The sequence below is a fragment of the Pedobacter sp. GR22-6 genome (assembly GCF_037402555.1).
Taxonomy (GTDB): domain Bacteria; phylum Bacteroidota; class Bacteroidia; order Sphingobacteriales; family Sphingobacteriaceae; genus Pedobacter.
On record NZ_JBBEUC010000002.1, the window covers coordinates 1,073,752 to 1,088,779 of the forward strand.

Annotated in this window: 11 protein-coding genes; 9 read left to right on the forward strand and 2 right to left on the reverse strand. The window is 40.9% G+C overall.

Translation table 11 applies throughout. The features are described from left to right. Positions 1–5 precede the first annotated feature (5 nt). Positions 6–1,046, forward strand: coding sequence for a PKD domain-containing protein (locus tag WAE59_RS12185; RefSeq protein WP_337856238.1), 1,041 nt, complete (start codon positions 6–8; stop codon positions 1,044–1,046). A gap of 94 nt (positions 1,047–1,140) precedes the next feature. Next, positions 1,141–3,606 carry a glutaminase family protein gene (locus WAE59_RS12190; protein ID WP_337856239.1) on the forward strand — a complete coding sequence of 822 codons (2,466 nt, stop codon included), beginning with the start codon at positions 1,141–1,143 and terminating at the stop codon, positions 3,604–3,606. A gap of 107 nt (positions 3,607–3,713) precedes the next feature. On the opposite strand, the gene WAE59_RS12195 is transcribed toward WAE59_RS12190, so the two are convergent. Both WAE59_RS12195 and WAE59_RS12200 read right to left on the reverse strand, forming a co-directional pair. Next, positions 3,714–4,019, reverse strand: a complete 306-nt coding sequence (locus tag WAE59_RS12195) for a hypothetical protein (RefSeq protein ID WP_337856240.1) — start codon at positions 4,017–4,019, stop codon at positions 3,714–3,716. Position 4,020: 1 nt separating this feature from the next. After that, entirely contained in the window at positions 4,021–4,737 is a 717-nt protein-coding gene (locus tag WAE59_RS12200) for a pirin family protein (RefSeq protein ID WP_337856241.1), read from the reverse strand. A gap of 106 nt (positions 4,738–4,843) precedes the next feature. On the opposite strand from WAE59_RS12200, the gene WAE59_RS12205 reads away from it, so the two are divergent. The 7 genes from WAE59_RS12205 to WAE59_RS12235 all read left to right on the forward strand — a co-directional run bounded on the left by WAE59_RS12205 (position 4,844) and on the right by WAE59_RS12235 (position 15,002). Then, on the forward strand, positions 4,844–7,378 hold the full coding sequence (locus tag WAE59_RS12205) for a BamA/TamA family outer membrane protein (RefSeq protein WP_337856242.1): 2,535 nt from the start codon (positions 4,844–4,846) through the stop codon (positions 7,376–7,378). 102 nt (positions 7,379–7,480) lie between these two features. After that, positions 7,481–8,083 carry a sterol desaturase family protein gene (locus WAE59_RS12210; protein ID WP_337856243.1) on the forward strand — a complete coding sequence of 201 codons (603 nt, stop codon included), beginning with the start codon at positions 7,481–7,483 and terminating at the stop codon, positions 8,081–8,083. Between the two features lie 102 nt (positions 8,084–8,185). Continuing rightward, entirely contained in the window at positions 8,186–10,018 is a 1,833-nt protein-coding gene (locus WAE59_RS12215; protein ID WP_337856244.1) for a beta-N-acetylhexosaminidase, read from the forward strand. Positions 10,019–10,212: 194 nt separating this feature from the next. Then, positions 10,213–10,743 carry an OmpA family protein gene (locus WAE59_RS12220; RefSeq protein WP_337856245.1) on the forward strand — a complete coding sequence of 177 codons (531 nt, stop codon included), beginning with the start codon at positions 10,213–10,215 and terminating at the stop codon, positions 10,741–10,743. Positions 10,744–10,851: 108 nt separating this feature from the next. Continuing rightward, on the forward strand, positions 10,852–13,152 hold the full coding sequence (locus tag WAE59_RS12225; RefSeq protein ID WP_337856246.1) for a TonB-dependent receptor: 2,301 nt from the start codon (positions 10,852–10,854) through the stop codon (positions 13,150–13,152). A gap of 5 nt (positions 13,153–13,157) precedes the next feature. Then, a complete protein-coding gene (locus tag WAE59_RS12230; RefSeq protein ID WP_337856247.1) occupies positions 13,158–13,973 on the forward strand; it encodes a DUF4249 domain-containing protein in 816 nt (271 codons plus the stop codon). A 108-nt stretch (positions 13,974–14,081) separates the two neighbouring features. Further along, a complete protein-coding gene (locus WAE59_RS12235; RefSeq protein WP_337856248.1) occupies positions 14,082–15,002 on the forward strand; it encodes an NAD(P)/FAD-dependent oxidoreductase in 921 nt (306 codons plus the stop codon). Positions 15,003–15,028: the final 26 nt, after the last annotated feature.

Below are 15,028 nucleotides of genomic sequence, written 5' to 3' on the forward strand. Positions count from 1 at the left end.
TAGCTATGAAAAGACTATTCAATCCACTAATGATACTTTTATGTGCAGGAACTATCGTTTCCTGCTCAAAAAGTGATCAGGTATTTGTAGAGCCTGATCCGGAAATTATCAATCCCATCACGGATTATAAAATTGTAAAGACTGAAGATCCGTTTACGTTTAAATTTGAGAATCTTTCCTCTAAATATAAATCATTGGAATGGAGATTTGGTGACGACACGCTACGTACTGATGTTTCTCCTACTCATACTTACTTGACGACTGGTGACTTTCAGGTTGATTTAAAAGCATTCTCGGAACTGGGCATGTCCAGCAGGAAACTTAGAACTCTTAAAATCGCTCCAGATAGCGTAGCGATGGTAAAAGCGGTAAAAACTGGTGTCACTAATCAAGTAAAGTTTAGTTATGTCACAAAGGCTGATGTCCAATCTGTCTTATGGACTTTCAATGACACTAAGCCAGGAAATACATCGGTGTCTTTAGAGCCATTGAAAACCTTCCTACCAGGTGCTCTTGTTAGCTTTACGCTTAAGATTACAACCAAAGCCGGATCCGTAGCGATCATTAGTAAAAGTGCTTCGACGGAAGGCGTTGTAGATGATATCACAAGATCTGCTATCTATAAGCCTTCTGCGGAGAATGGAAATACAAATGAAAATGCTGCCAAGTTAATTGACGGTAAAGTTGATACTAAATTCCTTGTAGGTACAGTTCCGCTTACTTTAGAGTTTACCTATGATTCTCCACAGATAGTCAAATTATATGCGGTAGGTCAGGCTAATGACGCCCATGAGCGCGATCCAATGACTTGGGTTGTTGAAGGTTCAAACAACGGAACAACATGGGAAACCGTTCATTCTGTAACGAGAACTCAAAGCTTTAAAGAAGAAATGGAAGCTAAAGGGGTTGTTGGAGATGCGAGATATAAAAACTTGTTTTATTTCAGTGTTCCTAATCCTAAGCCTTACAGCATTTACAGATGGAGAATCACAGCATTGAAGAGTGGTGGAACATTCCAGGCTTCAGAGTTTAGACTATTCAGATAACACAAAACGCTTCTTTATATTTCTCAACTAACCCAGCTTAATCCTAAGCTGGGTTTTTAATGGAATGACACTTCGGTCTTTAAACCATACACACATGATTAAAAACACACTATTAACCATCTTAGCCGCGTCTTTCGGCCTATGCAGTTTTGCCCAGGAAACGAAAGCGCCATCTTACCCATTGATTACTCATGACCCTTACTTCAGTATTTGGTCGAGCTCTGATCAAGTCAACCAGTCAGTAACCAAGCACTGGACAGGAGCTGAACAGTCCTTACTGGGAGTAATCAAAGTCGACGGAAAATCCTATGGCTTCTTAGGTGCCATGGAGCAGTCGTATTTAAACATCTTGCCAGCTTCTGATGACCAGTCTTATGATTTTAGATATACTGAATCGCGCCCCGATGAGGGCTGGATGTCACAAACATTCAGTGACGCTTCCTGGAAATCCGGGCCAGCACCATTTGGCGATGCTGACCATTTCGCCAAGACGGCTTGGAAAAGCAAAAATCTATGGGTTCGCCGATCTTTCGATTTGGAGAAGCTTGACCTTAAAGATCTTAGTTTAAAATTGAACCACGATGATGATGTTAAAGTATACCTGAACGGAACATTGATTTATGAACATCACGGTTGGACAGACAATAAATTTACTTATGTGCCAATCAAGGCTGAAGTTATCAAATCATTGAAAGCTAAAGGAAATGTGTTGGCCATCCATGTTGCCAATACAGCTGGCGGTCAAGGTCTTGATGCTGGCTTAGTCACTAAAGCACCAGCAGTTGATCCCATTTTTGCTGCTCAGCAAAAGAGCGTTACCGTGACTGCCACTCAAACCAAATATACGTTCAATGCTGGTGGCGTAGATCTGGCGTTAACATTCACTTCGCCTTTACTGCTTAATGATCTGAATCTGATCTCTCGCCCGATTTCATACATTACTTACCAAGTGAAATCTAATGATAAAAAGGTCCATGATGTAGAAGTGTTATTTAACGCCTCTACAAATATCGCGGTAAATACCCCGAGTCAGGAAGTGAAAGCAGAAATCCTAAGTTCAGGTTTGTTATCGATATTAAAGGCAGGAACTACTGCCCAGCCTATCCTTCAGAAGAGGGGAGATGATTTGAGGATAGATTGGGGTTATATGTATGTCGCCGTACCAATCAGTTCAGGTGCTACACAATACATCGTTTCGCAGGAGCGTGCAGTGAAAGATTTCAATTCTAAAGCCATGGTAAAAAGAGCATCTTCATTAACGGGTAAACGACTTTCACTAAGTACCGTTTTGAAATTTGGAAAAGTCAATGCTGCAGCAAAGCAGCAGTATGTAATGCTAGGATACGATGATCTACAATCTGTTCAATATTTCGGAAAGAATTTGAAAGCGTTGTGGAACAGTGAGGGTACGCAGACTTTTGAAAATGAATTGAAAAAAGCTGCCACTGACTATGCTTCAATCATCAAAAGGAGTACAGATTTTGATGTGGATATGTATAAGAAAGCCTTGTCTGCAGGTGGAGAGAAATATGCTAAACTTTGTGTGTTGGCCTACAGGCAAGCGATCTCCGCACATAAACTGGTAAAAAGTCCTGAAGGTGATTTACTGTTTATGTCGAAAGAGAATTTCAGTAATGGCTCCATCTACACCGTTGACGTAACCTATCCTTCTGCTCCACTTTTCCTTGCCTATAATCCTGAATTGGTAAAAGGATTGCTCAATGGTATATTCTATTACAGCGAAAGTGGTAAATGGAAAAAGCCTTTCGCTGCCCATGATTTAGGCACATACCCTTTGGCTAACGGACAAACTTACGGTGAAGACATGCCGGTAGAAGAGTCAGGAAACATGATTATCCTGACCGCGGCGATTGCCAAGGCCGAAGGTAATGCCGATTACGCCAAGAAGCATTGGAAGACATTAGGTATTTGGGCGGACTATCTAAGCAAAGAAGGTTTCGATCCCGGAAATCAACTTTGTACAGATGACTTTGCTGGACATTTGGCACGAAATTCCAACCTGTCTGTGAAAGCGATCGTAGCTCTCGGTGCTTACGGACAGATGGCAGCCCTGTTGGGTGAAACTGCTGAAGCTGAAAAGTACAGTAAGATGGCTAAAAATATGGCGCTGAAATGGATGGAAATGGCTAATGATGGAGATCATTATGCCCTGACTTTCGATAAAAAAGGTACCTGGAGTCAAAAATATAATCTGGTATGGGATAAACTGTTGGGATTACAATTGTTTCCTAAAGAGGTGTATGCCAAAGAAATCAAATATTATTTAACCAAACAAAATAGCTTTGGGCTACCATTGGATAGTAGAAGGACTTATACCAAATCTGATTGGATCATCTGGACTTCTGTCCTGGCAGACAATGATCGGGATTTTCAAGCACTAATCAATCCTGTATATAAATTTGCCACCGAGACTTCCTCAAGGGTTCCATTGAGTGACTGGCATGAAACCACCAATGGGAAAATGACCGGTTTCCAGGCCAGGAGTGTCGTAGGTGGGTACTTCATCAAATTGCTGGAGAAAAATTGGAAAAACAAATAGTGATGGAAAACTAACAACGTACTCCAGTTCTAAATATCGAAAGTAAAGTGTCTTGTCCTGCTCAAGCGATACAGCTTGTATAGCTGGGGCAGGACAAGACACTTTTTTTATTTCCTTCCAAGAGCTTCATAAATTTCGGTAAATAGTAATCCACTGCCGCCACCATAATGATGGACAACAGGGATTTTTTTTCTCATATGTTTTACTGTTTCAGAAAATTCATCTTCCTCCTCTGGTGATAAGCCGGAACCCAGCAATACCAGATCGAAATATGCTGACTTCAATACTGTCACTGCCTGTTCAAGAGTACTTACTCCAGTTGCATTCATTTCAGGATGATTATTTATAAGCCTGACGATGGTTTTCAAAATCTCCTCATGAGCACAAATCACCATAATTTCAGTTTCTTTCATCTTAGTAGTTCATTGGGACTTCCATTAAAAGTATTTCAGCATCAGTCAACATTTCTATAGCAGCCAAATCTGTTTCCGACAATCCCAAACCGTCACGTTCATTCAATATTTGGCTGTTGACTTTTACATCTCCTTTAAGTACAAAGACATATAAACCATTATTATTGTTTTTGAATTGATAATCTATTTTAGTTCCCTTTTCGAGTTTTCCTATGTTGAACCAGGCATTCTGGTAAATCCATACACCATCATCATCAGGAGAAGGGGAGAGGATCTGCGTGAACTGGTTAGGAACTAGCCTGTCGTCATACCTTTGTTGCTGGTATCTCGGCTCCACATTGCGCTGGTTTGGAAAAAGCCAGATCTGCAGGAATTTTACAGGCTCATTTTTGTTTTTGTTGAATTCCTGATGATAAATACCGGTTCCCGCACTCATGACCTGAATTTCACCTGAAGTAATGACCGCGACATTTCCCATGCTGTCTTCATGTTGTAATGCACCCTCTAAAGGAATCGAAATGATTTCCATGTTGTCATGCGGATGTTCTCCGAATCCTTGTCCACCATTTACCCAATCATCATTGAGTACCCTAAGCGCACCGAATTGGATTCTTGCCGGATCGTAATGTTGTCCAAAACTAAAAGTATGACTGCTTTTTAACCATCCATAATCTGCTTTACCCCTGGTATCTGCCTTATGTAGTATTGTATGTGCCATTTTATCTGCTGTTTTTATTTGAATACATCAAATTTAAAAGGAATGCTTTGCAAAAATCTTAACATAGAATAAGAAATGATTAGCTTTATCTGCAGATATTTATGGTATGAATAAATGCTACCTCTCCATCTTGTTATTGGTAATCAGTCTCGCTGGCAAAGCACAAGATTCCATCACTGTTAAAATCTACCCGAAGTACGATAGCGTAAGTCGTGTTCACCGCATTTTATTTGGTGAAAATTATCGAAAGGAATACGCTAAGGAAACTAAAGTTCCGGTCATAAAGATATCTGTAATCAAGGGTGGACTCACACCGACACAACGTGGAGGAGGTAACCAGTCTCATTCGCTCAGATTGATAGATAAAAGAGGAAAGGAGTGGGTTTTAAGGAGCGTAGAAAAGTACCCGGAAATACTCCTGCCAGAAGTATTTAGAAAAACTTTTGCAGGTGTGGCTGTGAAAGACAACATGTCTGCCCAAAATCCATTTTCTGCCCTTATCGTTCCTATTATAGCAGAGGCTGTGAAGGTACCTCATACGGATCCTATGATCGGTTGGGTATTGCCGGATCCACAATTGGGAGAGTTTTCTGATGTTTTTGCCAATACATTGTGCTTGCTAGAAGAACGTGAACCTGTAGGCGACACCGACAATTCCGAGAAAATGATGCGGAAGTTAACAGAAGACAATGGTTACAGACTGGACGGTCGACAATTGTTGAGGGCAAAAGCCCTTGATGCACTGTTGGGGGATTGGGATCGACATGAAGACCAATGGCGCTGGAAACCAGAGAAAGAAAAAGATGGGACGGTCAAGTATCTGGCTATTCCGAGAGATAGAGATCAGGTATTTTATTTGTCTGAAGGCTTGATTCCCAGATTTGCACAGGCTTCATGGTTGCTGCCCATGATTCAGGGGTACGAAAGAAATCTGCCTGATGTCAATTGGTTTTTCTGGGAGGGCAGGTATATCTACGGAAGGTGGTTCTCATCCCTGGACGAGGAGACATGGAATGAAGAAGTTAAAGAATTTTGTGCAGGTTTGACCGACGAATTGTTTGAACAAGCCTTAAGACAACTACCGGAGCCTGGTTATACTTTGCGACATGATCGTTTGCTCGCTGCCCTCAAAGCACGCAGATCCGCTCTTCCGGATATGATGAATAACTATTATCGCTTCATCAGCAGGATTGTAGATGTACAGGGTACGGATAAGAATGAGCTGTTCAGCATTACTGACGGCCCCGGAAAGTCGCTAAAGATAACAATGCAAAAGATTTCTAAGGAAGGAAAGCTTAGGGAAATTCTTTTTGAAAGGACATTCGATCCCGCAGTCACTAAAGAAATTCGTCTATATCTCAGAAAAGGAGAGGATAGCCTTTTGTTGAACAATAAAGTTTCCACCATCAGGATCAAGGTGATTGCTGCGGAGGGAACCAAAAGTTTTCATGCAGAAAATGCCCGCCAAAAAGTTAAAATATATGCCCAGGAAGAGGGTGTGGCTTTTAGTGGTGCAACAAAGCGCTTTATCGAAAAACTGGACAACGATACTTCGAATACACATTTTGTGCCTACCGATTTGTATACACGCCGGATGTTATTGCTAAATGCGGGTTACAACATTGATGACAGGATTTTGTTAGGTCTGTCCTATAAGATTGTACAACCCGGATTTAGAAAGTTGCCTTATGGAAGTACACATACTTTTTCTTTCCTGCATTCATTTGCAACTTCAGGCTTCAGGTTCAACTATAGGTCCGAACTATTCCAAACGCTCGGGAAAGCAGACTTGATCTTACAGGCTGACGCGTTTGCACCCGAAAATTCACAGAATTTTTACGGTTTGGGAAATGAAACTCCTTTTTATAAAACAGGTGATTTCATTCGGTATTACAGGGCGAGATTCAGTCTTTATCATGCTGAAATTGCAGCCAGATGGAGGTTTGGCCGCTCCACATTTAGTATTGGCCCTTCATTTCAATATTACAGATACAACAGGGATGATAACAATGGCAGATTCATCAACAACACAAATGCCCTGCATTCGCCCGATAGTGCCGTCATCGATAAAGATAAAACCTTTGCCGGGATCGTAATGACCTACGTGGGTAACCACAGAAATAGTGATATCATGCCATCCGAAGGAAATTTTTTGGAGACAAAATTGCAGCTTTTTAAAGGAATGGGTGATTTTTCCAACTCCATAGCTCAAATGAACGCAAGTTTCTCTATTTATAAATCGCTGGATCCAAAGCAGCGTTTTGTATTGACAGATCGTGTGGGCGGAGGTGTCACATTGGGTAAACAGGCCTTTTATCAGTCGCAGTTCCTGGGAGGTCAGGGAAATCTACTGGGATATCGTGAATTTCGTTTTGGTGGTCAGCACGCAGCCTATAATAATTTAGAAATGAGGTTTAAGATTGCAGATTTTATCAGTTATGTACTTCCCGGAGAATTTGGCCTGATTGGTTTTCACGATGTTGGGCGGGTATGGCGAACAGGCGAAAAATCAAAAGTATGGCATCAGGGATATGGCGGCGGGTTTTATTTTGCCCCGGCTTCCCTAACTGTATTCCGAGTTTTTGCTGGACATTCAGACGAAGGTTGGTATCCTTATGTAGCTATGAAATTCAGATACTAAGAAGTATCACAATTCGGTAAATAGTGTATACATACTATTGTAAATAATAGAAAAGCCGTATTTTAGATTTCTCAAAAATAAAAGTGCAAAAAGCAATACCCGATGAAGAAGAATTTTATATCCAATTCTAAAGAATCTGTCAGAATGTTCAAGAGCCCCCTACTAGAGGGTTTATCTAAGGTGCCATTTTTTGTTCCTTTAATTGTATATGTCCCTGTTGTTGCATATTTCTGTTGGAAATCAGTTGAATTGAACGGTTTTCTGCCCTTTGCTGGCTACCTGATGCTGGGACTCTTCATCTGGACCCTGACAGAGTATATCTTACACCGTTTTATCTTTCATTTTTACCCCTCGTCTGAATGGGGAAAACGAATCCACTTCATTTTTCATGGTGTTCATCACGACTACCCAAATGATGCGCAGCGCCTTGTTATGCCGCCCTCTGCAAGTATTCCGCTGGCTTTAGCCTTCTTCTTCTTATTCAAATGGATGCTTTCGCCTTCTATGCTGGATGGTTTCTTTGCCGGTTTTATTTTAGGGTATCTGTTTTATGACATGACACACTATATGTTACATCACGCACAGTTCAAAAATCTTTTCTGGAAGAAACTTAAGCAACAACATATGTTGCACCATTATGATGATTCTACTAAAAAATATGGCGTAACCTCGGATATATGGGACAAAGTATTCCGTACCAGGTAAAGCCATATTGGCTTTGAGTATTACTTACGCAAAGGTTTGCGCAACCTATTTTTTTCGATAGCTGAAAGAAATTACGAACTAGCATATAGTTTAAAAACAAACATGATGAAATTATTGCTATCTCTTATGCTGGTGCTGATCCTTAATACAAGTATCCATGCTCAAACAAATCCTGCGTTAATACCTCAGCCATTGAAAATGGATCTGAGAAAAGGAACTTTCCTCCTCGATAAAAATGTATATATCAGCTACGCCGATGCAGCTTCAGCACAATTGGCTAGTTTTGCCGGGGACGCTATTAGAGAGGCGACCGGACTTCAGCCTCAAATCCGCAAGGGCATCGCAATTGCAAAGAAGGGAAAGTCGGTCAGTCTTCTGATTGATCCGAATATAAAATCGGTGGAAGGATATACACTAGAAGTGGGTTCCACTCAAATCGCGATCAGAGCTAAAACTGCAAATGGCTTATTTTATGGTATACAGACACTTTTGCAACTGATCCCTGTAAAAGGCGAGATGAGATTGCCAGCTATTTTTATTGAGGATGAGCCTCGTTTCAGTTGGAGGGGGATGTTGTTTGACAGTTGCCGTCATATGTTTTCAGTAGATTTTATTAAAAAATTCATTGATCAGCTCGCAAGGCATAAACTCAATAAATTTCATTGGCACTTGACCGAAGACCAGGGCTGGAGAATTGAAATAAAAAAATATCCCCGTCTTCAAGAGGTGGCAGCCTTCCGGAATGGAACGCAAATTGGTCCGGATAGGAAAAAAGATGTAGATAGCATCCGGTATGGTGGATTTTATACCCAGGAACAGATCAAAGAGGTTGTGGCTTATGCCGGATCACGATTTGTAGAAGTTATTCCTGAGATTGAAATGCCGGGACATTCTGTAGCAGCCATTACTGCATACCCTCATCTTGCCTGTGGATCTGTGAGTATCGAAAACGGAAAGCCATTTGAAGTGAGGAGGGTATGGGGGGTATCGAAAGACTTATATTGTGCTGGCAACGATTCTGTATTTACTTTTCTAGAGGACGTTTTAAATGAAGTACTCCCTTTATTTCCTTCAAAATACGTCCATATTGGAGGGGATGAAGCACCTCATGATGCATGGCATAAATGCCCGAAATGCCAGTCCAGAATACAAAGGGAGGGGCTTAAAGATGAGGCGGCTTTGCAAAGCTGGTTTGTACAACGCATGGAGCATTTCATCAATAGTAAAGGAAAAAAGATCATAGGCTGGGAAGAGATCATGCAGGGGGGATTGGCGGAAAATGCAACGGTTCATTCATGGCTGGGTGTACAGAGTGGTTTAAAAGCAGCAAGAACTGGGCATGACGCGATCATGTCGCCCTATTCCCACATGTACTTCGACGGTTATCAAGCCGATCCGAAAATAGAACCTATGGCCATTGGTTATTGGGTGCCTTTGGATAGTGTCTATGCTTTTGAACCGGTACATCCCGCTTTGAATGAACAGGAAGCAAAACGGATCCTGGGTGCCCAGGCCAACTTATGGACTGAATTTATCGCTACGGAAAGTTATTTTGAGTACATGGTGTTTCCTCGAATTGCAGCTTTGGCAGAAATTAACTGGAGTCCAAAACCCAAACGAGATTTTGGAGATTTCAAAATAAGATTGAGAACTCAGTATCAGCGATACCAACGATCAGATGTCCAGTTCCGTATTCCTGTCCCTGAAATTACGTTGGAAAGCAGCATACAGGAAGTGCATCATATTACACTTTTCAATCCTGCTGGCATCGGAGAGATCCGGTATACATTGGATGGTTCTGAGGTTACTTTAAAATCAACTCTTTATAAAAGCATATTTGAGTTAAAAGGTCAGGAACAATTGAAATATGCTTTATTTTATGGTAATCGAAAGAGTGCTACCGATTATTTCCCGAAGATTTCAAAGAAAAAATAGCGGCTGCATTCTGGAGTTCTACAGGCTTTCCCAGAATTGAAAACATATGATTACATTGTCTGATTTCTGCGCCTATACGGCAGGAAATTCGGGGGCGGGATATGATTTATGGTTTTAAGACGTTTAAATGTTGCGTTGGCTTTTTAAATTGATACTTATTTTTTATTATTACGGACACAAACACAACAAAACAAATGAAAATTTTTAGAACCAGTTTCTTATTGGCGGCTATAGTATTGCTCGCCATTACATTTCAATCTTGCAAAACCAAAAAGGTGATTGCAAAACCAACTCCAACAGTACAGAAAGAAGCAGCACCGGTGGAGGAGAAAACGCCGTCAGTACCTATAGAGAAAAAAGAAGAAGCAGCACCAGTTGAGGAAAAACCAGACTATAGCTTTACCAACGTTTTATTTGAATTTGATTCAGGAGTATTGAAAACGGGATCATTTGAAGTTCTGGATAGAATGGCCAGAGAAATGAAAAAAGATTTAACAGCTAAATTTATATTAAATGGACATTCTTCACAGGAAGGTTCGGCTGCACACAATATGTCTCTGTCCGTTGACAGGGCCAATTCCGTAAAATCTTATCTGATCAACGCTGGGGTGCCTGCAGCCAATCTAACCGTTAAAGGATACGGGGCGACTAAGCCCGTGGCATCCAATGACAATGAGACAGGCAGAGCACAGAATCGCCGGGTCGAATTCAAGTTAAACCCGTAACAGGAAAATCATTTAATTAAAAAGGGGTATCATGCCCCTTTTTCTTTTTAACTTTCTATTTTTACCGGATACTTGTTATTTATGCCATACGCCAATAGAATTGTACTGATGCTTTTTTTGATAGTTTACAGTCAGTTAGCAGTAGCCCAGAATAAATTCACCTTAAATGGTATAATTTCAGACAATAGTACCGGAGAGACTTTGATCGGGGCCAGCATAAAGCTTCAAGGTAAAGTAAACAGTGGTGCGGTTACCAATTCCTACGGATTTTATTCAATCAATGTACCTGAAGGTACTTATCAGATTTCCATCAGTTTTGTAGGCTATAAAACGATCGTAGAAACCATTGAAATTTCAAAAGATACCAAAAGCAACTTTGCACTTGCCGAAGATAACCAGCTGACTGAAGTCGTGATTTCCGCCACCAAAAGAAATGAGAATGTGAGCAGTCCGCAGATGGGGTTTCAGAAAGTAAACGTACGTGAGATCAACAACGTACCTGTTCTATTGGGTGAACGTGATGTGTTAAAGACCTTGCAATTGTTACCTGGCATTAAGTCAGCCGGGGAAGGGAACAGTGGTTTTTACGTCAGGGGAGGTTCTACCGATCAAAATCTGATTCTACTTGATGAAGCTCCCGTCTATAATGCTTCCCATTTACTGGGATTCTTTTCTACTTTTAATTCCGATGCCATTAAAGATGTGAGTGTATATAAAGGGGGAATGCCTGCTCAATATGGCGGCAGACTAGCGTCTGTATTGGATATCAAGATGAATGATGGAAACCGGAAGGAACTGACCACTGAAGGTGGCTTGGGGCTGATCTCTTCAAGACTCAAAGTAGAAGGGCCTATTGTCAAAGACAAAGGATCTTTTATGATCAGTGGAAGGCGGACTTACCTTGATGCATTCTTAGCTTTATCACCAGATAGTTCTGTTAAAGGAAATACCCTATTTTTCTATGATCTGAATGCCAAAGCAAATTATCAGCTTGATGAGAAAAATACTCTTTTTCTTTCCGGATACTTCGGCCGCGATAAACTTGGTATTTCAGAATCTTTCGGATTCAATTGGGGAAACTCTACTGTGACCCTCAGATGGAATCATTTATACAGTAACAGGTTATTTTCCAACACCTCACTGATTTACAGTAATTACAATTATGTGATCCAGAATTTGATGGAAGATAATGATTTTAAGGTCAATTCCTCCATCAGGGATTTCAATCTGAAACAAGATTTTGAGTACAGCCTTAGTGATAAACATAATTTTAAGTTCGGTATCAACGCAATTCATCATACCATAGCGCCAGGTAAACTCACTGCGAGTGAAAGCTCGAGCGTTAATGAAACGACTTATGAGAATAGAAAAGGACTGGAACTTGCCGCCTATATTTCCGATGAATGGAATTTCAGTGATCGTTTAAATGTAGCTTACGGTCTCCGGCTGAGTGCATTCTCACTCCTGGGACCTGGTAGTTTTAAAACGTATGATAGTGATGGCAATACAATCGCTACAAAAACTTATGGCGCTGCTGAGTTTGTAAAGAACTACCTGAACCTGGAGCCAAGGCTATCTGCAAGTTACCAGATCACAGGATCCAGTTCATTGAAGGCGGCGTATACCAGGAACACTCAAAATGTCCACCTCATGTCCAATTCTACCTCTACTTCCCCTACAGATCTTTACATCATGAACAGCAATAACGTGAAGCCGGAAATAGCGGATCAGATTGCTGCGGGTTATTTCAGGAATTTTAATGACGATAAATACGAATTTTCTGCAGAAGTATATTATAAATGGATGCAAAACCAGATTGAATACAGAAGTGGGACGGACTTGAGAGGCAATTCAAATGTAGAGGCGGATCTGCTTTACGGAGATGGTCGGGCTTATGGCCTCGAATTGTTCCTGAAGAAGCGCTTTGGAAAATTCAACGGCTGGATTGGATATACCTGGTCAAGAACCGAGCGGCAATTCGATGCTATCAACAATGCGAAGTGGTTTTATGCTAAGCAGGACCGTACGCATGATCTTTCCCTGGTAGGTATTTATAAAGCAAATGCACGCTGGACCTTTTCTTCCGTATTTGTATACAATACGGGAAATGCAGTTACTTATCCCAGCGGTAAATACCAGATCAATAATCGGACTGTATTTTATTACACAGAGAAAAATGGTTATCGAACTCCCGATTATCACCGCCTGGACGTATCTGCTACACTAGAAGGTAAGCCTGGGCGCAAATTACAATCCAGCTGGTCATTTGGTATTTATAACTTATACAATCGCCACAACGCATTTTCCATAGATTTTGAGGACAATCCAGATGATGCCTCTAAAACACAGGTAGTTCGTACGACCTTATTCGGTATTATTCCTTCGGTAACCTGGAACTTTAAATTTTAAAAGTAATGACGGCAAATAAATCAAATACTTATAAGAAAACTTCATTGTCTATATTGATGCTAATAGCCTTGCTGATGCTCTTCTCCGGTTGTGAGAAAGTGATCGACCTGGAATTGAAAGATGCAGATGCGGCAATTGTAATCGATGCCGGGATCAGCGATCTTAGTGAAAATCAAGTTGTAAAAATTTCTAAAACCTATAGCTTTACCGAAGCTAACCGATTCAATGGCCTTGCCGGTGCAAAGGTGGTGCTCAAAAGCAGCAATGGTAATACCTATAATTATACCGAAGTATCACCGGGGATTTACCAGACAATAAAATTCAGAGGGAGGCCTGATATTACCTATACATTGGACGTAACGGTTGAAGGAAAAACCTATTCTGCGATCTCTACAATGCCTCAGAAGGTGACACTTGATTCATTGACTTTTAAAGAATTTACATTCTTTGGTACTACAAATACCTATGTTGCCGCAAATTTTAATGATCCCGCCGGAATTCAAAACCAATATCGCTATATCTTAAAAGTTAAGGGAAAGATAGAAGAGGATGTTGTAAGTGAAGATCGTTTTGATGACGGAAATAAAGTCTCGAATGTCATTTTTTACGAGGTGGATGATTTGATCTCTGGTGATGCGGTTGAATTGGAACTACAATGTATTGATCGTAATGTATATAAATACTTCTTCAGTCTGTCTCAAAGTGCTGGAGGTGGCGGACCACCAGTTGCCCCGGCCAATCCACCTTCCAATTTCAGCAATGGCGCCCTTGGTGTGTTCAATGCTTACACCACCAGTAAAAAGATGGTTGTACTTCAGTAGAAATTGTCATATGTAACTATTGTTTTTGCAATTTGGTTGCATTTGTGTGTCGGGTTTTTATCTTTGTAATCTATCTTATGTAAAAACCATAGGAATTGAAAATAAGTCATGGAAACACATCAGCAAGACCAATCAATGTACGACGTTATTATTGTTGGAGGAAGTTATGCCGGTCTTTCGGCAGCAATGACTTTAGCCAGATCGATCAGGAGCGTATTGATTATTGACAGTGGAAAACCTTGTAACGCAGCAACACCGCATTCCCATAATTTCATTACGCACGATGGTGCGGTTCCTGGAGAAATCAGCAAAAAAGCAAAGCAACAAGTGCTTCAGTATCCTACGGTGGAGATCAGGAGGGGACTGGCTGTTGAGGCAGGAAAAGATGGCAAACTATTCTACGTTAAAACTCAAGATCAAAAATTATATAAAAGTAGAAAGCTCTTGTTTAGCACAGGATTGAAAGATTTATTGCCGAATATCACAGGGATAGCTGAGTGTTGGGGGAAATCGGTTTTGCATTGCCCTTATTGCCACGGATATGAGGGAAAGGGTGAGAAAACCGCTCTTTTAGGTAATGGCGATATGGCTTATCATGTAGCTATGCTCTTGAAACAACTTACGTCGGAGTTGACTATTTTTACAAACGGTAGTGCTCAATTGACACCGGAGCAGTTGAATAAAATTCAGACCAATAACATTCAAGTCATAGAAATGCCTGTTCGTGAAATTATCCATCAAGATGGCTACCTCAAAAAGCTAGTGCTGACTGATGATAGGGACTATAAATTTGAAGTGATGTACGCAAAGGTTAATTTCGAGCAGCACTGCAATTTACCCGAAAGATTGGGCTGCTTAAAAGACGATCTTGGACTTATTAAAGTAGATGAAATGCAAAAAACGAATATCGAAGGAGTATATGCTGCTGGCGACAACACCAGTATGGGACGTTCTTTGAGTATCGCCATTGCGGCAGGAACCCGCGCTGGTGCAGCTTTGAATGCAGAAATGTGTGCTGAAGATTTTTAATGTTTTTCCCGTGCTTATAAAGGTAT